General features: G+C 70.5%; 18 protein-coding genes and 1 tRNA gene. 9 read left to right on the top strand and 10 right to left on the bottom strand.

Going from position 1 to position 21,860, the window contains the following annotated elements; translation table 11 throughout:
* Positions 1–523: 523 nt before the first annotated feature.
* From ABZ348_RS03475 to ABZ348_RS03440, 8 genes are all read right to left on the bottom strand, one after another.
* The gene (locus tag ABZ348_RS03475) at positions 524–1,414 is read right to left on the bottom strand and encodes a siderophore-interacting protein (RefSeq protein WP_358928889.1); all 891 of its coding nucleotides are present in this window, start codon (positions 1,412–1,414) and stop codon (positions 524–526) included.
* 3 nt (positions 1,415–1,417) lie between these two features.
* A complete protein-coding gene (locus ABZ348_RS03470) occupies positions 1,418–3,205 on the bottom strand; it encodes an ABC transporter ATP-binding protein (protein WP_358928887.1) in 1,788 nt (595 codons plus the stop codon).
* 164 nt (positions 3,206–3,369) lie between these two features.
* Complete coding sequence (locus ABZ348_RS03465) at positions 3,370–5,184, bottom strand: ABC transporter ATP-binding protein (protein ID WP_358928885.1); 1,815 nt, start codon at positions 5,182–5,184, stop codon at positions 3,370–3,372.
* The gene (locus ABZ348_RS03460) at positions 5,181–6,008 is read right to left on the bottom strand and encodes an ABC transporter ATP-binding protein (protein WP_358929797.1); all 828 of its coding nucleotides are present in this window, start codon (positions 6,006–6,008) and stop codon (positions 5,181–5,183) included. Before ABZ348_RS03460 ends, ABZ348_RS03465 begins: the two co-directional genes overlap by 4 nt.
* A gap of 101 nt (positions 6,009–6,109) precedes the next feature.
* Positions 6,110–7,213 carry an iron chelate uptake ABC transporter family permease subunit gene (locus ABZ348_RS03455; RefSeq protein ID WP_358929795.1) on the bottom strand — a complete coding sequence of 368 codons (1,104 nt, stop codon included), beginning with the start codon at positions 7,211–7,213 and terminating at the stop codon, positions 6,110–6,112.
* A 32-nt stretch (positions 7,214–7,245) separates the two neighbouring features.
* A complete protein-coding gene (locus ABZ348_RS03450) occupies positions 7,246–8,316 on the bottom strand; it encodes an iron chelate uptake ABC transporter family permease subunit (RefSeq protein ID WP_358928883.1) in 1,071 nt (356 codons plus the stop codon).
* A 51-nt stretch (positions 8,317–8,367) separates the two neighbouring features.
* On the bottom strand, positions 8,368–9,483 hold the full coding sequence (locus tag ABZ348_RS03445; protein WP_358928881.1) for an iron-siderophore ABC transporter substrate-binding protein: 1,116 nt from the start codon (positions 9,481–9,483) through the stop codon (positions 8,368–8,370).
* A 260-nt stretch (positions 9,484–9,743) separates the two neighbouring features.
* Positions 9,744–10,601, bottom strand: a complete 858-nt coding sequence (locus tag ABZ348_RS03440) for an AraC family transcriptional regulator (protein WP_358928879.1) — start codon at positions 10,599–10,601, stop codon at positions 9,744–9,746.
* Positions 10,602–10,669: 68 nt separating this feature from the next.
* Between ABZ348_RS03440 and ABZ348_RS03435 the strand changes: the two genes are divergently transcribed.
* Positions 10,670–11,332 carry a TetR/AcrR family transcriptional regulator gene (locus ABZ348_RS03435; RefSeq protein ID WP_358928877.1) on the top strand — a complete coding sequence of 221 codons (663 nt, stop codon included), beginning with the start codon at positions 10,670–10,672 and terminating at the stop codon, positions 11,330–11,332.
* Between the two features lie 129 nt (positions 11,333–11,461).
* Positions 11,462–12,322, top strand: a complete 861-nt coding sequence (locus tag ABZ348_RS03430; RefSeq protein ID WP_358928875.1) for a lipase — start codon at positions 11,462–11,464, stop codon at positions 12,320–12,322.
* Positions 12,323–12,379: 57 nt separating this feature from the next.
* Here the strand turns inward: ABZ348_RS03430 and ABZ348_RS03425 are convergent, their stop codons facing one another.
* Positions 12,380–12,940 (bottom strand): dihydrofolate reductase family protein, encoded by a 561-nt coding sequence (locus ABZ348_RS03425; RefSeq protein WP_358928873.1) that lies wholly within the window; start codon positions 12,938–12,940, stop codon positions 12,380–12,382.
* A 270-nt stretch (positions 12,941–13,210) separates the two neighbouring features.
* Here ABZ348_RS03425 and ABZ348_RS03420 point away from each other — a divergent pair, with 270 nt between their 5' ends.
* On the top strand, positions 13,211–14,527 hold the full coding sequence (locus tag ABZ348_RS03420) for an endonuclease domain-containing protein (RefSeq protein ID WP_358928871.1): 1,317 nt from the start codon (positions 13,211–13,213) through the stop codon (positions 14,525–14,527).
* A 228-nt stretch (positions 14,528–14,755) separates the two neighbouring features.
* Here the strand turns inward: ABZ348_RS03420 and ABZ348_RS03415 are convergent.
* A tRNA-Arg gene (locus ABZ348_RS03415) sits at positions 14,756–14,827 on the bottom strand.
* Between the two features lie 194 nt (positions 14,828–15,021).
* Between ABZ348_RS03415 and ABZ348_RS03410 the strand changes: the two genes are divergently transcribed.
* The 6 genes from ABZ348_RS03410 to thrB all read left to right on the top strand — a co-directional run bounded on the left by ABZ348_RS03410 (position 15,022) and on the right by thrB (position 21,846).
* The gene (locus ABZ348_RS03410; protein ID WP_358928869.1) at positions 15,022–15,504 is read left to right on the top strand and encodes a response regulator; all 483 of its coding nucleotides are present in this window, start codon (positions 15,022–15,024) and stop codon (positions 15,502–15,504) included.
* A gap of 55 nt (positions 15,505–15,559) precedes the next feature.
* Positions 15,560–16,531, top strand: coding sequence for an ArgS-related anticodon-binding protein NrtL (nrtL, locus tag ABZ348_RS03405; RefSeq protein WP_358928867.1), 972 nt, complete (start codon positions 15,560–15,562; stop codon positions 16,529–16,531).
* 10 nt (positions 16,532–16,541) lie between these two features.
* Positions 16,542–17,933 carry a diaminopimelate decarboxylase gene (gene lysA, locus ABZ348_RS03400; RefSeq protein WP_358928865.1) on the top strand — a complete coding sequence of 464 codons (1,392 nt, stop codon included), beginning with the start codon at positions 16,542–16,544 and terminating at the stop codon, positions 17,931–17,933.
* Positions 17,934–18,034: 101 nt separating this feature from the next.
* The gene (locus ABZ348_RS03395) at positions 18,035–19,333 is read left to right on the top strand and encodes a homoserine dehydrogenase (RefSeq protein WP_358929793.1); all 1,299 of its coding nucleotides are present in this window, start codon (positions 18,035–18,037) and stop codon (positions 19,331–19,333) included.
* A 7-nt stretch (positions 19,334–19,340) separates the two neighbouring features.
* The gene (gene thrC, locus ABZ348_RS03390; protein WP_358928863.1) at positions 19,341–20,423 is read left to right on the top strand and encodes a threonine synthase; all 1,083 of its coding nucleotides are present in this window, start codon (positions 19,341–19,343) and stop codon (positions 20,421–20,423) included.
* A gap of 466 nt (positions 20,424–20,889) precedes the next feature.
* Positions 20,890–21,846: a homoserine kinase gene (gene thrB, locus ABZ348_RS03385; RefSeq protein ID WP_358928861.1), complete on the top strand. Its 957-nt coding sequence runs from the start codon at positions 20,890–20,892 to the stop codon at positions 21,844–21,846.
* Positions 21,847–21,860: the final 14 nt, after the last annotated feature.

Here is a 21,860-nt window from a genome sequence, read left to right as displayed (position 1 = left end):
CTTCCGAGGCTGTGTTTGTGGATCGGCTGGGGTGCCGCAAGCTTTGGCGGGTTTGTTCGGGACCCTCCCGGGGCCCTGCTCGTCGCTCAGCCGGGGTCCCGCGGGCCCTCGCCTCCACCCGTGGATCGGGCCGGAGGTCCCGGAGCTCTGGTTGGTGTTCTGCCCCCTCCCCAACCCGCACCCGCGGACCAGGCCGAGGACCCCTGAGCCCCTTGGCTGGTGTTCTGGGGGCGCGCAGGGGGTGTCCCCGGAAGCGTTGGCGGCATCCAGAGCTGAAACCTACGGATCAGCCGCTGGCCGCCGACGCTGAGGAGTCACGCCCGAAAGCACCCCCACCACCCGCACCCCACCCCAGACCCGCACCCGGACCCCCCAAAGCCCAGCACCCCCGAACCCGAGCCCTCCCAGCCCGTCCGGCGCTTGAGGACGGACCCTTCGGCCCCCGGGGCCGAGCCCAACGAACGGCCCCCTCGGCCCCCAGGGCCAAGCCCAACGAACAGGCACCCCGAAACCGCCTCAGAGCTCAGAGCCCCAACACACTCAACCTCTCCTCATAGGCGATCGTGACGTCCTCCAGATCGTCCACCGGGTCCTCCCACAGCGCCTCCAGCTCCGCCTTCACCTCGGCCGGAAGGGCTTCCCAACGCTCCGTCCACGAGTCGGCGTTGGGCGACCAGTAGCCGACCACCTTGAACCGGTCGGACGACAGGCCCAGCGTCTTGCGGAAGTGTTTGCGCACGGTGCGCAGCGCCGTGGTCTCACCCGCCGTCCACACATAGGTCCCGGTGAGATCGCTGTCATCGGGCAGCGCCGCCGTCACCAGGTCAGCCAGTCGGCTCGGGCCGTGGCCGTTGCCCCCGTACGCCCAGGTGACCTTGGTGCGCGGGTGGACCGGCAGTGGCTGCACCGACGCCTCGTCGGGCACTTCGACGATGACCCTGGTGGTGATGTGGTCCGGGGTGTTCTCCAGCAGTCGTGCCACGGCGGGCAGCCCGGTCTGGTCCGCGACCAGGATCTGACGGGTGATGTCCTTCGGCGGGTCGTAGAGCCCGGTGGGGGAGTTGAAGCCCAACGGATCACCCGGCCCGGCGCCAGACGCCCAGGTCGCGGCCACCCCGTGGTCGTGCACGACGAAGTCGATGTCGATCTCGTTCTGCTCCGGCCGCACCGCGCGGATCGTGTACGTCCGCATGGGTGCGGTGGGACGGCCCTCGGGGGTCTCCCAACTCGTTTCCGTCGCGACGGGCAGGGAGAGGTCCGAACGGTCCGGGCCGTGGGGGAAGAACAGGCGCACGTACTCGTCGCCCACACCCGTCGAGGTGAACCCCGGCAGTTCCGGGCCGGTCAGCGTCACACGGATCATGGTGGGGGTGAGGGTCTCGACCCTGGCGACGACGGCTCGGTAGATCTCCACGGTTCAGTGCTCCTTGTCGACTTGCGCACCGGCGGTGGGTGCCGGTGCCGCGTTGGGGTGGGTTCCGGGGGCGGCCGTGGTTGGCTGCTCTCCCGAGGTGTGTGGTGCGGGGCGACTCGCATAGGCGCTCCACAGTCCCGCGTACTCGCCCGCCGAGGCCAGCAGCGCCTGATGCGTGCCCTCTTCGGCCACCTTCCCGTCCTTGAGGAGGACGATGTGGTCGCAGTCCCGTGCCTGTTCCAGCCGGTGGGCGACGATCACGCTCGTCCGGTCGCGCGTGACCCGTTCGAGAGCCGCGCCGAGGACGGTCCGACTCGACGGGCCCGACTCCGCGGTCGGCTCGTCGAGCACGAGGACGGGTGGGTCGGCGAGCAGCGCCCGGGCCAGCGCCAGATGTTGTACCGATCCGTCGTCCAGAGGCACACCGTCCGGACCGCCGAGGACCGCATCGAGTCCCCGGCCCGGCTCCAGCGCCCAGTCGGCACCCGTCTCGCGCAGTGCGGTGACCAGTTCTCCATCGGTCGCGTCCGGCTTGGCGAGGCGGAGGTTGTCGGCGAGCGTGCCGCCGAAGAGGTGCACCTCCTGGGTCACCAGATAGCCGGCGACCCGCTGTGCCCCGGCGCCGACCGTGATCCGGCCCCGCCCCGGCCGGCCGACCCCCGCGATCAGTCGCGCCAGGGTGCTCTTGCCCGAGCCGCTGGCGCCCACCAGGGCCACGGTCCTGCCACCGGGGACGGACAGGGTGATGTCGCGCAGGGCCTCGCGGGCGGCGCCGTCGTACGTGTACGAGACGCCGGTCACCGCGACGGCGGGTGCCCGCAGCGGGTGCGGCGCGGGCTCGGGCGCGGAGTCGCGTGGCGGGGCCAGATCGGTGACGCCGACCAGCCGGGCCAGGCCCACCGTGGCGCGTTGGAGGTCGTCCAAGCTGGTCAGCAACACACCGATCGGGCCGAACAACCGGTGGAAGTAGAGGGCGGCTGCCGTGGCCGCCCCCAGGGTGATCGCGTCCCGGCCGAGCAGTGCGTACCCGGTGATCAACACGGCGGCCAGGCCCACGTACTCGGCCGTGTTCAGCACCGCGAAGAAGCTGTTGCGCAGCCGTACCCCGTCGCGCTGCCGCTCGATGGCGCGTTCGCTGCGCACGGCGAGTTCGCTCAGATGCACGTCCTGCGCACGGTACGCCCGGATCGTCTCGGCTCCCCGTACCGCTTCGATGACGGTCTGCCCGCGCGTGGACTCCAACTGGCGGATGTCCCCGTACACGTGGTGCGAGCGGGCGAGGAACCGCCGGGTCGCGTACCAGTGCAGGGGTACGCAGACGAGTCCGGCGACCGCGAGGCGCGGGTCGAGGACGGCGAGGCCGGCCACGGTCAAGCCGATGGTGAGGGCCGCGCCGGTGAGTTCGGGCAGCACTCCCGAAGCGGCTTCGGACACTGCCTCGACATCGCCCGTGACCCGGGAGACCACATCGGAAGTGCCGGACGCCTCCAGGGTGTCGGCGGGCAGTCGCACCGCGGCGTCGAACACGTCCTCGCGCAGCCCGGCCAGGACGTCCTGGACCAGGGCGACCAGCATCCGGCCACCGAGGTAGACGAGTGCGGCACCGATGAGCGAGGCGCAGACGAGGGCGGCGCCGAGGGCGAGCAGGCGCCCGGTTCCGGCCCGGTCGACGACCGTGTCGACGATGGCGCCGAGCAGGGGAGGGGTGGTCAGGGTGCTGGCGGTCCCGGCGAGCAGTACGCCCAGCGTGGTGGCCAACCGTCGGCGGTGGTCACCGAGTCGGCGGATCACCTCCCGTCGCGTCCGGGCGGGTGTCGCGACGGGCAGCCGACGCCCCGCGCCCGCCTCGGCGGCATCGGCATCAGCACCAGCGGCAGCGGCAGTCTCAGTCTCAGTCTCAGTCTCAGTCTCAGGGTCCGTGACCATGGGCAGCTTCGGGCCGGAAGAGGTCGGGGTCACCGCAGGGTTCCGTTCGATTCGTCGTCTGCTCGACCGCCGTGGGTGGGGTCGTCGGCGCCGTCCCCGGTCGCTCCGGTGAGGTCGACCACCCGGTCGCAGGTGGAGAGCAGAATGCGGCTCGTGGTGATCAGCACGGTGGTGCCCGTCAGCCGGCCGAGCCCCTCCGCGATCCGTCGTTCGGTCACCGGATCGACCGCGGTGGCTGGTTCGTCCAGAACGACCACGGGGGCGTCCGCGTGCAGTGCCCGTGCCAGCAGCAGACGTTGGCGTTGCCCGCCCGACAGCCTGCGCCCGTGCTCGCCGATGTCGGCGTCCGGGCCGCCGATGTGCTCCAGTACGTCATCCAGTACCGCCGCCCTGACCACGTCGGGTACGGGGGCGACACCGGGCGGGGTCAGATTGGACCGCAGGGTGCCGGAGAAGAGGGTGCCCCGGTGGGGCGGTGCCGCGATGTGTGCGCGGACCGTCTCGGGGCCGAGGTCGACGGCGTCGGCGCCGTCGATGACGATGTCCCCGCGGACGGGTGGGACGCGACAGGCCAGCCGGTCGCTGAGGTCCCGTGCGTGCGCCGGGTGCCGGGGCACAAACCCGATGAGCTCGCCGGGCACCAACTCCACCGGCGTCCCGTGGCCGGGCGGCTGCCAGACGACCGGGACGGCCCAGGGAGTGGGTGCGGTCGAATCGGGCGCGGTCGATGCGTCGACCGCCGACCGCTGAACCGGCACCGTTCCCGCCGCTGGCACGGTTCCTACCGCCGGTACCGTTCCCGCCGCCGGTACGGTGATCAGCGGCGGTTCGGCCAGCAACTCGCCGATCCGCCGGGCGGACGCCCGCTTGTGGGCCCAGTTGGAAGCGAACGTTCCGACGTGGGCGAGCGAGCCCTGGAGGAACTGGGCGAGACCGAGGACGGTCACCAACTGGCCGATGGTGAGCTCGCCCCGGAGGGCGAGATAGCCGGAAGCGGTGGCGAGCCCGGCCAGGAAGACACCGGACAGCGACAGGCTGAGGGCCGAGTACCCGAGGACAGCGCGCGCCGCGGCGACGGCACCGCGCTTCGATGCCTCGCTCGCGGCGCGGTAGCGGTCCGCGGCCTCGGTCTGGGCGTTCATGCCGGACAGCACCCGCAGCCCGGTGATCATGTCGGTGGCGACCTCCCCGGCACGGGCGGCCGAGCCCTGCTCGGCCATCCCGCGTGCCTCCAGCGGCATCGCTAGCCGTCGCATCAACACCAGCACCAGGACCGTACTGGCGATGACCCCGAGCGCGAGGGGTACGGAGATGAGCAGCAGCGCCGTCGAAGCGGTGAGGATCGCGGTGATCGTCGCCGCCTGCTCGACGACGCTCCAGGACACCCCGGCGACCCGGTAGGTGTCGGAGGTCACCAGGGACAGCGCCTCACCCGCGCCGGGGCGGCGACGCAGCCCGTACGGGTCGAGGAGGCGCGTCATGGTGAGTTGGCGCAACTCGTGCTCGGCGTAGCCGTAGACGTTGACCATCGCGGCCGACGCCCGCTGGTAGGAGAGCGACAGGACGAGGAACACCCCGGCGAGCACGGCGAGCCAGCGCAGCAGGGCACCGGGGTCGGCGGGTTCGAGTGCCCGGTCGATGATGACGCCGATGAGGATCGGCACCAGCGCCTCGCAGAGCTGGTGGAGCATGAACGCGACGGTGGTGAGGCCCAGTCGCAGCCCCCGCCCGCCCCGCAGCAGCGCCATCTTGAACAGCGGTCCGGCGCCCCCGGCGGACCGTGTGCGCGCATCCCGGCTCATGGTGTGGGTGCCCCGGTTCATGCTGTGCGTGTCCCGGCTCATACGGTCTCCCGGCGGCGAGCCAGCGGTACGACCATCGGGGTGCCCGTCTCCGGGTCGGGCACCACACGGCAGGGCAGTTCGAACACCTCGTGCACCAGATCGGCCGTCATCACCTCGCCCGGCGGGCCCTGGGCGACGACCCGCCCGTCCCGCATGGCGACCAGGTGGGACGCATAGCGGGCGGCGTGGTTGAGGTCGTGCAGGACCGCGACGAGCGTACGACCCGAGCGGTGCAGGTCCGTGAAGAGTTCCAGCAGGTCGATCTGATGGGCGATGTCGAGGAACGTGGTCGGCTCGTCCAGGAGGAGGACGGGCGTCTGCTGGGCGAGGACCATCGCCACCCACACGCGTTGGCGCTGGCCGCCGGAGAGTTCGTCGACGAGCCGCCCGGACAGATCGGTGACCGAGGTCGCGGTCATCGCCTCGGCGACGGCTCGCTCGTCCTCGGCGGTCCACTGGCGGGTCATCTTCTGATGGGGGTAGCGGCCCCGGGCGACCAGTTCCGCGACGCTGATGCCGTCCGGCGCCAGGGAGGTCTGAGGCAGCAGCCCGAGCCGGCGTGCGACCTCCTTGGAGCGGTACTCGGAGATCGACCGGCCGTCCAGCAGCACCTGGCCCCCGCTGGGTGCGAGCAACCGGGCCACCGCACGCAGCAGGGTCGACTTGCCGCAGGCGTTCGGGCCGATGATCGCCGTGAAGGAACCGTCCGGTATCCGTAGGTCCAGATGTTCGGAGACGGGGTGGCGGGCGTAGCCGATGGTCGCGTCGCGCACCTCAAGCCGCGGGGCTCCCCCCTGGGGCGTACCGCCTTCCGCGGTGCTCATGGAGTCCTGCCGGACGGATACGGCGGCTGAGGTGCCGTGGGGTTCGGGGTGGTCGGTCTTCGGGGGCATGAGGGGTCCTTGGGGTGCGAGCGGGGTGGTGCTCATCGGCGGGCCGCGTACTGACGGGCGAGGAGCCAGGCGAGGTAGACCCCGCCGACGCAGACGGTCACCACTCCGACCGGCAGGTCGATGCGCAGCGCGGCGAAGTCGGCCGCGACCAGGACCAGGGCCCCGGTGAGCGCGGCCGGCACGATCCGCAGCGTGGTGGAACTCCGCGTCAGCCGCTGGGAGATCTGCGGGGCGGCCAGTGCGATGAAGGCGATCGGGCCGACGGCGGCGGTCACCAGGGCGGTGAGCGCCACCCCGACGACGGTTCCGGCCAGCCGGGCGCGCTGCGCACGGACACCGAGGGCGACCGCGGTGTCGTCGCCCATCTCCAACTGGACCAGGGGCCGTACGACCGCGACCGAACAGAGCAGCAGGGCGACGAAGACGATGACGGTCGGGCCCAGTTCCCCGAAGCCCAGACCGCTGAGGGACCCGGCCGCCCAGGTTGCGGCGAGCATCGCCTGGTGCGGACTCACCGACAGCAGCAGCATCGAGGTCAGTGAGCTGAGCCCGGCGCCGACGGCGATGCCGACGATGATCAGCCGGAAGGGGTGCAGCCCGCCCCGGTACGCGAGGAGGTACACCACCAGCGCGGCCACGGCCCCGCCGATCAGCGAACCGGTACCGACCGCGAGGTAGTTCGCGGTGCCGAAGAGCAGCATCACGACGCTCGCCCCGGCGTAGGAGCCGGAGGAGAAGCCGATGATGTCGGGGGAGCCGAGCGGATTCTTGGTCAGGGACTGGAAGATCGCCCCGCTGATGGCCAGCGCGGCGCCGCACAGGAGCGCGAACAGCAGCCTCGGCAGCCGCCAGTCCACGACGACGAGCCGCGCCCGACGCTCCGAATCGGCGTCGAAGAGCGCGGTCAGCACTTGGGTGGGGGTCAGCGAGATGGAGCCCGTCCCCAGGGTCAGCACGCTGAGCACGCAGACGGCGGCCGTGAGCGCGAGACAGACCAGGACGGTGCGACGGTCCACGCGCAGGGCGGCTCCGTACCGTCGTACGGTCCAGGTGGAACGCCCGAAGTCGACGCGTACGGGAGGCTTGTCGAGCGTGACCGGGGCGGGCGCCCGGGTCGGGACGCGGGCGGTGAGCACAGCGGGTTCCCGCTCTCGGATGGGGTGGTCGCTCACAGTCCGCTCACCTTCCGACGTCGTACGAGGGCGACCAGGACGGGGGCGCCGACGAGCGCGGTGACGAGGCCCACCCGAAGCTCTCCGGAGGGCAGCACCACCCGTCCCACGACGTCGGCGGCCAGCAGGAAGGCGGGCGCGACGAGGATCGTCAGCGGCAGGATCCAGCGCTGGTCGGGACCGGTGAACCAGCGGACCACGTGCGGCACCATCAGCCCGACGAAGGCGATGGGACCGGCGACGGCGACGGCGGTTCCCGCGAGCAGGGTGACCGCGAGGACAACCCCCACCCGGGTCACCCCGAGGGGCACCCCCAGTGCACGGGCGGCGTCGTCGCCGAGCGCGAGCGCATTGAGCGGGCGGGCGGAGAGCAGTCCGATGAGGAGTCCGGCCCCGATGAGCGGGACGGCGATGGGGAGGATGTCGAGGCTGCGTCCGCCGATGGAGCCGACGCCCCAGAACCGCATCAGGTCGAGTGTGGCCAGGCTCTTCAGGGTGAGGGCGGAGGTGAAGCCGCTGAACACGGCGGTGAGCGCCACCCCGGCGAGCGTGAGCTTCACGGGGGTGGCCCGGTCTGCGCCCAGCGATCCGAGGGTGTAGACGAGGACGGTCAGCCCGAACGCGCCGGCGAGCGCGAACCACACGAACTGGGCCGGATCGGTGAGGCCGAGCACGGCGATCGCGAAGGTCACGGCGAATCCCGCGCCCGCGTTGACGCCGAGCACGCCGGGGTCGGCCAGCGGATTGCGGGTGAACGCCTGGATGAGGGCGCCGCACATGCCGAGCGCGGCGCCGACCAGCACACCGATCAGGGTGCGCGGCACGCGCAGTTCGCGGACCATGACGTGCTCGTCGAGGGAGGAGTCGAAGTGGAACAGGGCGTCCCACACGGTCCCCGGTGAGATCCCGCGGGCGCCGACCATGACGCTGAGGACGGTCATGGCGAGGAGCACCGCGATGGCGGCGAACAGCACCGCGAAGCGGTGCCGGTGGCGCGGCACCAGACCCGTACCGGAGTACGGGTCTGGTGCGTCACGCCGTGCGGGGGGTGATGCGGTCGTCGTCACGGGTGATCCTCGTGGATGGGTGGTGCGGGGTACGAGGGCGCTTGCGCCGGCTCAGGAGGCGGGGGTCCCCTTGCCCGCGACCGCGTCAACGAGCATCGGCACGTACCGCTCCATGGCCCAGGGGATGGAGAGCACGGTGGGTCCGCTGGTCGCCATGCCGAGGGTGGCGTCCTTGACGAAGGCGTAGTTCTTGGTCTTGATCGGCGCCCAGCGCTTGAAGAGGGGGTCCTTCAGGGAGTACCCGATCTCCTTGGGGTCGTTGGCCCAGGCCACGAACACATCGGCCTCGACGGTGTCGAGCTTCTCCAGGCTGACGCCGCCGTACCAGTTGGTGCCCTTGACGGTGTCGGTGATGACCTTCATGGACGGGGTGTTCTCGAAGCCCATCTCGGTGAGCAGTCGCACCCGCGGGTCGTAGGGGACGTACATTCCGACCTCGGTGGAGCCGGGGGTGAGGGCGACGCCGTAGGCGAAGGTCTTCCCCTTGAACTGGGGGTTCTCCTTCGCGACGGTCGCGAGTTGGCCCTCCACATCGGTCACCAGCGCCTCCGCCTTGTCGCTCTCGCCGAGGGCCTTGCCGATGGTGCGTGTCATGTTCTGCCAGGTGCCGCCGTCGAAGGGCTTCTCCAGATACGGCAGCGTGGGCGCGATCTCGGAGAGCCGCTTGTAGTCGACGTCCGAGATGCCGGAGTACAGACCGATGATGAGGTCGGGGTCGAGGGAGAGGATCTGCTCGAAGTCCATCTCTCCGGCGTCGCCGTAGTTGAGGATCTCGGGGAGTTCCCCGCCGAGCTTTTCGACCTGGGTCCTGAACCAGGGGTTGTAGCCGTCCTTGTCACCGCCCCACTGCTCGTCGACACCGACGGGAACGGTGCCGAGTGCGGCCACGACATCCAGGGACATCCAACTGACGGCGATGACGCGCTTGGGCTTCTCGGGGATCTCGGTGGTGCCGTGCGCGTGCTTGATGCTGACCGGGAACGCGGCGGATGAGGTCTTCTTCTCGGACTTCCCCTCCCCGTCGGAGCCCGAGGCGGCGGTACCTCCGCAACCCGTCAGGACGAGGGCGGCGGCGACGGCGAGTCCCGCGACCCGGGTCCAGACCTTGGCCGGTCGGCGGGGCGCCGGAGTAGGGGAGGCCGCGGGGACGACCGTGGGTAGGGACATGGTTCTCCTCGGCTGTGCGCACCGCGAGGGATCGCGACGGCTGTCAGGGGTGAGGGCCGTCGCGGCGGTGCGAGACATGGGCGTGGCCGGAGCGCAGGGGCGGTGTCGGCCTTCCGAAGTTAGGTAACCCTCACTTCGGTCAACGCTAGGGAACCCCTGAGCTCTCGGGCGTCGCGTCCCGGCCATGGTGCGTCGTGAATCGGCCACCACCCGGCGGGCCGCCCACCGGTCGCTCGACAAGGGCTTCAGAAAGCCGCGCTTCAGGGAGCCGCGGCCACGGAGCGCTCGCGGAGGTACTCCGTGGGACTCGCCCCGGTGACCCGTCGGAACGCGGCGCTGAACGCACTGGTCGTCGAGTATCCGCAGCGGTGCGCGACCAGGTTGACCGGTTGGCCCTGCGTGAGCATCGCCGTTGCGGCCGACATCCGCACGAGCGAGCGCCAGCGGGTGAACGACATGCCGATGTCACGGCTGAACGCCCGGGTGACCGTCCGCACGCTGAGCGAGTGCCGGGCCGCCCACTCCTCCACCGAACGGTCGCTGTCCGGATCGCGTAGGACGTCGTCCGCGAGCGCCCGGATGCGCCAGTCCACCGGAACGGGCACCTCCAGCACCGGAAGCGGGTCCTCCTGGAGCATCTCCAGAATGACCCGCTGGGTCCGCAGTCGGAGGTCGTCGGGCATGGGCGTCGCGTCGAGGTGGATCAGCATCTCCTGAAGCGCCCGCCCCACCTTCACCATCCGCAAGGACGTCCAGCGATCGGGGATCGCGGAACGCGCCACGTAGGTGTAGCAGGCGACGCCACCGGGGTCCGCAGTGGCGGCATGGGGAACCCCCGGCGGCACCCAGACCCCCTGCCCGGGGATCAGCCGCCGCACCCCCGCACTGGTGTGGAGCGTCATGGACCGGGCGTGGGGCCACATGAGGAGCGCTTCGACATGGGTGTGCGGCTCGCTGAACGCCGGACCGGAAGAATCGCTCCCGTCAAAGATGGCGGTGGTCAGCAGATAGGGAGCCCGCACCTCGGCCCCACCGGCCACCGGGGCGGCCCACCGGAGCGGCACCACCGAGGCCGCCGTCTCGACGTGCGTGTAACCCGACATATCAGCAACCGACATGAAGTTAGGTTAGCCTAACCTCTTTCTCGTTCGTGAGGCCCGGGTGTGACGGCCTGTATCTTGGGCCGGTGGCTGGTGCGGCGGTGGGTGACGAAGGCGGCAAAGGGCGGCGGATCCGCGGTCTGGACGCCGCAGAGCGCCGGGCCAGGCGCCGCGAGGACCTCCTGGACGCAGCCTTGGAGCTGTTCTCCGCGCAGGGTTACCAGGACACCTCGATCGAGCAGATCTGCAAGCACGCGTACGTCGGGACCAAGAGCTTCTACGAGGTCTTCACCGGCAAGGAAGCCCTGTACCTGGCGCTGCTCGACCGCATCGTCAAGGACGTGACCGAACGTCTCACCACGGCACTGGAAGCCCTGGGCGACAACCAGGACGAGGGAGAGGCCGCGCGGGCCCTCATCCGGCACTTTGCGGACGCCTTCGTGGATGACGTCCGGGTGGCGCGCGTGACGTTCGGCGAGGGCCGGGCCGTGACCCCGCTGGTCGAGGCGCAGCGCCGGACCAATCGCCGATGGGCGGCCTCCTTCGTCGAGAGCGCCTGGCGGCGGTTGGGCATCGTCGCCGGCCCGCAGTCGCGGGCGGTGGCCATGGGGCTGATCGGCGGCCTCTTCGACATCATCGCGGACTGGCTCCTGGACGCCGGCACCGCGGAGCCTGCCGATCGCACCTCCCTCCAGGCCGGACTCGACCGTTTCTACACGGTGATCAGTTCCGGCCTCAGCGCCGCCTGACGGCCCATCACGTCCCACGCCCCGCATGTGCCCTTCGAGCCGTTCTCCTTCTTTGGAAACGATGCCTTGTTCCTAACAAGAGTGCGTGCTCTACTTTCGAGTAACCTACCGCGAACAAGGAGTCGCCCCATGGCCAAGCTCCGCACGTTCCTGGCAGCGCTCGCGCTGTCCGTACTCGCTTCGACCACCCTGACGACGACGGCATCCGCCGACGCGCCGCCGCGGTCAGGGTGGAACAACTGGTCCTGCCGCCCCAGCGCTGCCCACCCCGAGCCGGTGGTCCTCGTCCACGGACTCGGCGGCAACAGCTGGGACAACTTCCTAACCCTGGCGCCCACCCTCCGCTCCGCCGGCTACTGCGTCTTCTCCGAGACGTACGGCAAAACGGTGCTGGGGGGCCTGGCCGGCGGACTCGCTCCCATGGCGGACAGCGCAGCCGAGGTCGGCGCGTTCGTCGACCGCGTCCGAGCCGCCACAGGAGCCGCAAAGGTCGACATCGTCGGCCACTCCGAGGGAACCACCGTCCCCGCGTACTACATCAAGTACCTGGGCGGAGCCACAAAGGTCGACGACTTCATCGGATTCGGTTCCAACTTCCGCGGCACCACGCTGAACGGCCTGGCGACCCTCGCAGCCGCCCTTAAACTCCAGGGCCTGCTCACGGGTGTCGGCTGTGGAGCCTGTACGGACTATCTGCCGGGCTCGGCCTTCCTCGCCAAGCTCAACGACGGCCCGGTCGCCGTGCCCGGACCGACGTACACCAGCATCGTCACCCGCTACGACACCGTCGTCACGCCGTACACCAACGGTCTGCTCACCGGCGGGGACAACGTCACCAACATCGTGCTCCAGGACAGGTGCAGGCTGGACTCGGCAGGCCACCTCGGCCTGGCCATCGACCCGAACGTCGCCCAACTCGTCCTCAACCGCCTCGACCCCACCCACTCCCCACCCTTCCGCTGCCGCCCCTTCACCACCCTCGGCATCTAGCGCTGCGCAACGGCGGGCAGGATGAGCCGTCAGCGGTCACGCGGTGAGCGCTGACGGCTAGCGCGCCACGCGGTGGCGCAGATAGACCTTTGAGTTGAACCTACGGGTCTCGACGAGTTCGAGGTCCACATGGCGCTCGTCCTGGGGAAAGAACGGAATGCCCCCGCCCACCAACACCGGGTAGACAACGGCCCGGTACTCGTCGATCAGCCCCGCCGCAGCCGCCTCGGCGGCGAGAGTCGCGCCCCCGATGGCGATGTCACCTTCCCCCGGCTCGGCGCGCAACCGCTCGATCTCCTCCGCCACACCACCGGAAGCCAGCCGGGCATGACCCTCCACGGCCGACAAGGTGGTGGAGAACACCACCTTCGGCAGCGGGTTCCAGAGGGAGATCCACTCACGCGTCGCGTCGTCGAGCGGTGCACCCTGGTCGGCGGTTTCCCAGTACAGCATCGTCTCGTACAGCCGCCGCCCCAGCAGGTGGACGCCGACCTCTCGAATCTCGTCGATCCAGAAGCGAAAGACCTCCGGGTCGGGCCCGCTCCAGTCGAAGCCGCCGTCCGGTCCCACGATGTAGCCGTCGAGTGAGACGTTCATCGAATAGGTCACGCTGCGCATCGAAGTCCTCCTCGGTAACGGGTTCGACAGTACGACCGCTCCACCCCACAGAACTCATCGCGACTCGCGAAAGCGCCCCCGGGCCGGACGACACCACCAACCCCTGGGTCGTCATCGAAGGCACGGCGAATCAGCCGTACCAGGCCCTGATTCCCCCGGGCAGGCGCGACTCAGGCCCGTGACGCGAACCCCGCCGGCCGCCAACGGGCATCCCGGCCGGGGCGCTCGAAGAACCGTCGGCGGGTCGGTCGACGCCGTTAGCCTGTCGGCATGACGGAGCGTGTCGTGCCCGGCCGAGCGGACGGCCTGATCACCCTGGACGTCGCGGACGCACTGTGGGTCGGTCTCACGGCAGGCGGTGCCGTGCCCACGGCTTCCGGGGCCCTCACCCGCTCACCCGCCCGTGCCCGGACGGGGCACGTCCTGCTCGGGAGCCGTGTGGTGGCGACGGTCGGGGTGGACGGAGGGCGGTGGGGCGTCGCGGAGCGCGAGGTGCGCCGGGCCGCCGAGGAACTGAACGCGCTGGGGCTGGACCGGCGGGACCTGGTCCGCGTCGGTCCGTTCCGCGGGGCGCCGGAACCGGAACACGGCGAGCAGGCGCCCCTGCGCTGGCGGCGTTGCGTCGCGGAGGAACTGCGGGAGCCGGGCGGTCCCGGCTGCCATCTGGCGGGGATCGACTGGCGACGGATGCTCGTAGAGCAGACCCGCGACGGAATCCTGCCGACGTGGTGGCTGCCCCGCGCGCTGGTGCGGCTGCTCGATGCGGCCGAGCACGCCGAGGCACGGTGGCTGCGGGCCGCGCGGACCCGTGAGACGGCCACGACCGTGCCGCCCCAGGCGCCCTCCCGTACCCGCCGGGCCGAGAAAGCCGAAGGCCGCCGGTCAACGAGCCCCGAGGAGCCCGCTGTCCCACCGCACCCGTACGGCAAGGAGCTCGAAGGTCAGCTGTACTCGGTGCTCAGCAGGAAGCCCGGCATCGCCAGGAAGGTGGCCGGGTGGTTGTGCGCGGTCTGCCACGGTGCGCCCGCCACGGTCCTCGACCACTGCCACGAACACGGCTACGTCCGCGCCCCCGTCTGCCAGTCCTGCAACACGCGGGAACGCCCCGACCATCTGTACGCCAACGATGTCCGCGTGGCGCATCGCTACACCCGCCTCTTCCACACCGACGCCGCCGACTGGCTGCGCCACTGGCACCGCTGCACTGGCTGTCGCGCACGCACCGTCCTGCCACTGCCGCACCTGGCCGCCTGGACCGCCTTCATAGGCTGCCGGTCACTGCGCCCGAGCCACCGGGGTTCGCGGGGTCGCGAGCCCTGCGGCGTTCTGCGGGTGTCCTGGACGGGCAGTCAGAACACGCCCCGGTCCTGCCTGTTCATGGTCACGGTCGACTTCTGCCCCGCAGGCGAGCACCGTGTCCTGGCACGGGTCCCCTACCGCGAGGCCGCCGAGCGCTTCCGCGCGTGGCTGGCCGACACGGCCCCCACGGTGGCCACCGCAGCGGGCCCCGACCGCCTGGACCGCCTCCCCGCCCAGCCCCGCCCGGTCGTCGCGGACACCAGCGGCGAGGGCCTGGCGCTGTTCTGAGACGAAGCCCCCGCTGCCGGGCCGCGAGTACCGCTCAGCCCACCATCGCGCACGGCACGATCCGCGCCCACCCTGCGCGCCTACGCTCCGCGCCCGACGGCGAAGGGCTGGCGCACCACGTCCTTGGAGTCCCTGACGTGGAAGGGGCTGCGGGATGATGCCTGACATGCAAACTGCCCGACCAGCGTTTCAGCTGATCAGGCAGTCTTTTTGGCACCTGAACTACGGTGCCCCCGGCAGGATTCGAACCTGCGCACACGGCTCCGGAGGCCGTTGCTCTATCCCCTGAGCTACGGGGGCGTACCACCCCGCCCGGCAGTGCCGTTCGGCGGTGACGGGTAGAACACTACCAGCTCCCATGGGCTCCCCATGAACAGGTATTTCCATCGCCCCACGCGTCCCTCGGAGCCGTCCCGCACCCCCTTCCACCTCGGACGAACGGCGGTGGGCGGGCGTCCGTGTGGGTGTGGTGGGGTCGCTCGCACGGGGTGGAAGTGGGGAAAACCCGGACGGGAACCTGGGCGGCGACCTACCCTCAAGTTGTGTCAGGCGCGTCCGGCCGTGTGCTCGTTGTCGATGACAACCGAGTCATCCGGCAGTTGATCAGGGTCAACCTTGAGCTGGAGGGCTTCGAGGTCGTGACCGCGGCTGATGGTGCCGAGTGCCTGGAGGTCGTCCAGCAGGTGCGCCCCGATGTCGTCACGCTCGACGTCGTCATGCCGAGGCTCGACGGGCTCCGCACCGCCGCTCGACTGCGGGCCGATGCCGCAACCAGCCATCTGCCCGTTGCGATCATCAGTGCCTGCACACAGTACGAGGTCGAGAGCGGTATCGCGGCGGGCGTCGACGCCTTTCTGGCCAAGCCCTTCGAGCCCACCGAGTTGGTCCGGCTCGTGGAGCGCTTGATGCGGCGGGACGGCCCGCCCTCCGTCGACGGACGGCACGGGGCCGGGCACGCGGGGAGTGCCCGTGGCTGACCGCATGTCGAAACACGTTCGCTAAGCGCCCCCCTCCCTCCCCTACGCTTGTCCCGTGACCCCCGCTGAGCTCTCACGAACCGTGCTGCACGCTGTGCATCGCGCGGTGCAGGACGGTGTGCTCAGTGCGCCCGTCCCCGAGCGGATCAGTGTGGAGCGACCCCGTCCGGGCGGGTGCGGGGACTACGCCACCAACGTTGCGCTCAGGCTCGCAGGCCCCGCGGGGCAGCCGCCCCGGGCCGTCGCCGAGACCCTGCGGGCGCGGATCGCCGATGACCCACGGATCGCCGGCATCGAGATCACCGGGCCGGGTTTCCTCAACATCACGCTGCGGGCCGGCGCACAGCAGGACCTCGTACGGCGCGTGCTGGAGCAGGGGCTGCGCTACGGACACCGGGACGGACAGCCGGAAGGTCTTCGGGCGCAGTCGGAGATGACGCCGTACGACGCGCCCCGCGGCCAGGGTGCCGACGACCTCCGCGCCCGGCTCTGGGCCCGGACGGTTCAGCAGCTCCGGGCGACACAGGGGTGCGCCGAGGGGGACGGTTACTCGGAAGCCCTGGAACCGGGCGGGCCGAACGACGATGCGACCCGGTGGGCCATGCTCTCCGCTGCCGCTCACGACCGTCCCCGGCCCCCGGCCCACTTCCTCCACCAGCGCGAGGACAACCCGCTCTTCCAGGTCCGCTACGCGCACTCCCGGGCCCACGCCCTCACCCGTAACGCCGCCCAGCTGGGCTTCGTCGGCGTGCCCGATGAGCAGGTGGAGACGCCGCTCGCCGGGCTCGTCGAGGACTACCCCGGCGTCCTGGCCTCCGCCGCCCGGCTGGGGGCGCCCGACCGGCTCGCCCGGCACCTTGAGGCGATCGCCGACGCCCTGCTCGACTTCCAGCACGCCGTCCTCCCCCTCGGTGACGAGAAACCCAGGGCCGCCCACCGCTCCCGGCTCGCCCTCGCCGAAGCCGCCGGGACGGTGCTGGCCGGTGGTCTGTCCCTGCTCGGCATCAGCGCACCCGTACATCTGTGAGAGAGACACCATGAGCCGTTCCGCACACCCCGCCGGGCCCCGTCACGCCGATGTGCTCCCCGAGGGGCACTACTCCGCGCCCCCGGCCGACCTGAACGCCCTCGATGAGAAGGTCTGGGCGCGTACCGTCCGTCGTGACGAGGACGGTGTGGTCACCGTCGGTGGCATCGAAGTCACCCGCCTGGCCGAGGAGTTCGGCACCCCCGCCTACATCCTCGACGAGGTGGACTTCCGGGCCCGCTGCCGCGCCTGGGCGGACGCCTTCGGGGAGAACGCCGACGTCTTCTACGCCGGCAAGGCGTTCCTGAGCCGGGCCGTGGTGCGCTGGCTGCACGAGGAGGGGCTCAACCTCGACGTGTGTTCCGGTGGCGAGTTGAACACCGCCCTCGATGCGGGAATGCCCGCCGATCGCATCGCCTACCACGGCAACAACAAGTCGCCCGACGAGATCGAGCGCGCCATCCGGGCCGGGGTCGGGCGGATCGTCCTCGACTCCTTCCAGGAGATCGTGCGCGTCGCCCACATCGCCTCCGGCCTCGGGGTGCGCCAGCGGGTGCAGATCCGGGTCACGGTCGGTGTGGAAGCACACACGCACGAGTTCATCGCCACCGCGCACGAAGACCAGAAGTTCGGCATTCCGCTGGCCGGCGGCCAGGCCGCCGAAGCCGTCCGCAGGGCCCTCACGCTGGACGGCCTGGAACTGGTCGGGCTCCACTCCCACATCGGTTCCCAGATCTTCGACACCTCCGGCTTCGAGGTGGCCGCACACCGCGTCGTCGGTCTGCTGCGTCAGATCCGGGACGAGCACGGCGTCGAACTGCCCGAGATCGACCTCGGCGGCGGTCTCGGGATCGCGTACACCCCCGCCGACGACCCCCGCGAGCCGCACCACATCGCGAAGGCGCTGCACGAGATCGTCACCCGGGAGTGCGAGTCCGCAGGGCTGCGCACCCCCCGCATCTCGGTCGAGCCGGGGCGGGCCATCGTCGGCCCGACCGCGTTCACGCTGTACGAGGTGGGGACGATCAAGCCGCTGGAGGGTTTGCGGACCTATGTCAGCGTCGACGGCGGGATGTCGGACAATATTCGTACCGCGCTGTACGACGCCGAGTACAGCGTCGCCCTGGTCTCGCGTACCTCCGATGCCGCGCCGATGCTCTCGCGCGTCGTCGGGAAGCACTGCGAGAGCGGCGACATCGTGGTCAAGGACGCGTTCCTGCCCGCTGACGTCGCCCCCGGGGACCTGCTCGCCGTACCCGCGACCGGTGCCTACTGCCGGTCGATGGCGAGCAACTACAACCATGCCCTTCGGCCCCCGGTCGTGGTGGTCAACGACGGGGCGGCACGAGTGATCGTCCGGCGTGAGACGGAGGAAGATCTCCTGCGTCTGGACGTCGGTTGAGTGAGATAGATGTCTCGCATACCGGACGGGGGATAGAAATCACCGTCCGGTGAGTGAGACTGGTCCAACCCTGAGAAGTGATTGAGAAGCGAGGTCGGATGATGCGTACGCGTCCGCTGAAGGTGGCGCTGCTGGGCTGTGGAGTGGTCGGCTCAGAGGTGGCGCGCATCATGACGACGCACGCCGACGACCTCGCGGCCAGGATCGGTGCCCCGGTGGAACTCGCGGGCGTGGCCGTCCGCCGCCCCGACCGGGTGCGCGAGGGCATCGATCCCGCCCTCATCACCACCGACGCCACCGCCCTGGTCAAACGCGGCGACATCGACGTCGTCATCGAGGTCATCGGCGGCATCGAGCCCGCCCGCACCCTGATCACCACCGCCTTCGAACACGGCGCGTCGGTGGTCTCCGCGAACAAGGCCCTCCTCGCGGAGGACGGTGCCACGCTCTACGCCGCCGCCGAGCAGCACGGCCGTGACCTCTACTTCGAGGCCGCCGTCGCCGGCGCCATCCCGCTGATCCGGCCGCTGCGCGAATCACTCGCGGGCGACAAGGTCAACCGGGTCCTCGGCATCGTCAACGGCACCACCAACTTCATCCTCGACAAGATGGACAACTCCGGCGCCGGTTACTCCGAGGCGCTCGACGAGGCCACGGCCCTCGGGTACGCCGAAGCGGACCCGACCGCCGACGTCGAGGGCTTCGACGCCGCGGCGAAGGCCGCGATCCTCGCCGGGATCGCCTTCCACACCCGGGTGCGCCTCGACGACGTCTATCGCGAGGGCCTCACCGAGGTGACCGCGGCGGACATGGCATCCGCCCGGCGCATGGGCTGCACCGTGAAGCTGCTCGCCATCTGTGAGCGCGCCGCCGACGGCCGGTCCGTCACCGCCCGGGTGCACCCGGCGATGATTCCGCTCAGCCATCCGCTGGCCTCCGTCCGCGAGGCGTACAACGCGGTCTTCGTCGAGGCGGAGGCCGCCGGGCAGTTGATGTTCTACGGTCCGGGAGCCGGCGGTGCGCCGACCGCGTCCGCCGTCCTCGGTGACCTGGTGGCCGTCTGCCGCAACAAGCTCGCCGGTGCCACGGGCCCGGGCGAGTCCGCGTACACCCAGTTGCCCGTGAGTCCCATGGGCGATGTGGTCACGCGGTACCACATCAGTCTCGACGTCGCCGACAAGCCGGGTGTGCTCGCCCAGGTGGCCACGGTCTTCGCCGAGCACGGGGTGTCGATCGACACCGTTCGTCAGCAAGGACGTCCGGACGGCGGCGGCGAGGCTTCGCTGGTCGTCGTCACCCACCGTGCGCTGGACGCCGCCCTCTCGGGGACGGTCGAAGCGCTGCGGAGGCTCGACACCGTTCGCGGTGTCGCCAGCATCATGCGTGTTGAAGGGGAGTAAGGGACCCATGACGACCAACAGCCCCCGGCGGGGGACCCACCAGTGGCGCGGCATCATCGAGGAGTACCGGGACCGTCTTCCGGTGACGGAAACGACGCCGGTCGTCACGCTCCGCGAGGGCGGTACGCCGCTCGTTCCGGCCCAGGTCCTCTCCGAGCGCACCGGCTGCGAGGTCCACCTCAAGGTCGAGGGCGCCAATCCCACGGGCTCGTTCAAGGACCGCGGGATGACGATGGCGATCACCCGCGCCAAGGAGGAGGGCGCCCAGGCCGTCATCTGCGCCTCCACCGGCAACACCTCCGCGTCCGCAGCCGCCTATGCGGTACGGGCGGGAATGGTCTGTGCGGTCCTGGTGCCGCAGGGCAAGATCGCGCTGGGGAAGATGGGGCAGGCGCTCGTCTACGGCTCCAAAATCCTCCAGGTCGACGGAAACTTCGACGACTGCCTGAATCTGGCCAGAACTCTGTCCGAGAACTATCCGGTCGCCCTGGTCAATTCGGTGAACCCGTACCGGATCGAGGGGCAGAAGACCGCGTCATTCGAAATCGTCGACGCCCTCGGGGACGCACCCGACATCCATGTCCTGCCCGTCGGCAACGCCGGGAACATCACGGCGTACTGGAGGGGCTACCAGGAGTACGCGGCGGACGGTCTGTCCACGCGGAAGCCCCGCATGTGGGGCTTCCAGGCTTCGGGTTCGGCGCCGATCGTCCGGGGCGAGGTCGTCAAGGACCCGTCCACCATCGCCACGGCGATCCGGATCGGCAATCCGGCTTCCTGGCAGCAGGCGATCGCCGCACGCGACGAGTCGGGCGGCTTCATCGACGAAGTGACGGACCGTGAAATCCTGCGCGCCTACCGGCTGTTGGCCTCGCAGGAGGGCGTTTTCGTCGAGCCCGCGTCGGCGGCTTCCGTGGCCGGACTGCTCAAGGCGGCCGAGGCGGGGAAGGTCGACCCCGGTCAGCGGATCGTCTGCACGGTCACCGGGAACGGGCTCAAGGACCCGGACTGGGCCGTGGCGGGTGCGCCGCAGCCGGTGACCGTCCCGGTGGATGCGGTCGCAGCGGCGGAGCGGCTCGGGCTCGCCTGAGCATCGAACATGAGGTGAGCCCCTCTCCGGAGGGGCTCACCACGAACTCCCCGGACGACCTCCGGCCGGGCCCAAGGCATCGCCTTCCGGAATTCGAAGCATCCGCTTTTCCGGGACCTGATTCCGGCGTCTTTCCCGAACGTCGGCGAATCGGTGAACGCACCGGTCCGCTGAGGCGTATTTCGGACCGAAGGAAAGATCTACCCCCGCGAAAGTCCGGCAAAGCCGGGCATCGGCGAACGTAGAGGCACAGCAGGCTTGCGACACGCATCGTGCGCCTCCTGTGCGCCCTATGTCGCCACAGAACCTTCCTTCGATAGGCTGTACTGAACCCGCCCCGCCGCGTGTGCCGCGGTGCTGTTGCCGTTACGGCCCTCGGGTGTCCGGTTGTTCGTAGTTTCGTCGTTGTGAATCTCTGTGAATCTCTCGAAATCTCGCAGTCAGAACCAAGGAGTGTCATCGAGCGATGGCCGGTCCAGCGTTCCGCGCCGCCGCCGTCCGAGTGCGCGTGCCCGCCACCAGCGCCAATCTCGGCCCGGGCTTTGATGCCCTCGGCCTGTCTCTGGGGCTGTACGACGACGTCGTCGTCAGGGTCGCGGACTCCGGTCTGCATATCGACATCGCAGGTGAGGGTGCATCCACACTGCCCCGCGATGAGAGTCATCTGCTCGTACGGTCGCTCCGTACGGCGTTCGGGCTGCTGGGTGGTCAGCCGCGCGGTCTGGAAGTCGTCTGCGCCAACCGCATCCCACACGGGCGCGGTCTCGGCTCCTCGTCCGCGGCCATCTGTGCCGGAATCGTCGCCGCCCGCGCGGTGACGATAGGCGGCGACGCCCGGCTCGACGACACCGCGTTGCTTGAGCTGGCGACCGAGATCGAGGGCCACCCCGACAACGTCGCCGCCTGTCTCCTCGGCGGCTTCACCCTCGCGTGGACGGACGGGGGAGCGGCCCGTGCCATCAGGATGGACCCGGCCGATTCCGTGGTCCCGGTGGTCTTCGTCCCCGAGAACCCGGTGCTCACCGAGACGGCGCGTGGCCTGTTGCCGCGCACCGTCCCCCATGTGGACGCCGCGACCAACGCGGGCCGCTCCGCCTTGCTCGTCGAGGCGCTGACCAGGCGTCCCGAGCTGCTGCTACCCGCCACGGAGGACCGTCTCCACCAGGAGTACCGCGCCCCGGCGATGCCGCAGAGCGTCGATCTGGTCAACCGTTTGCGGGCGGACGGCGTCCCCGCAGTCATCTCAGGTGCCGGTCCCACGGTACTGGCGCTGGCTGACGAGGGCACGGCCGACAAGATCGCCCTACTGGCCGGTACCGGTTGGGCCGCCAACCGGCTCGCCATCGACACCTCGGGTGCGAGCGTGCTGCCGCTCGCACCGGCGGGCGCGACTTCGTCCGGTGACGACTCGCCTCCGCAGTGACTTCGCAGTGACAC

Origin of the sequence: Streptomyces sp. NPDC005963 (genome assembly GCF_040638655.1) — a bacterium.
Classification (GTDB): Bacteria; Actinomycetota; Actinomycetes; order Streptomycetales; family Streptomycetaceae; genus Streptomyces.
The sequence above is the reverse complement of the archived record's forward strand: the minus strand, read 5'-3'. Positions and strand labels throughout refer to the sequence as shown.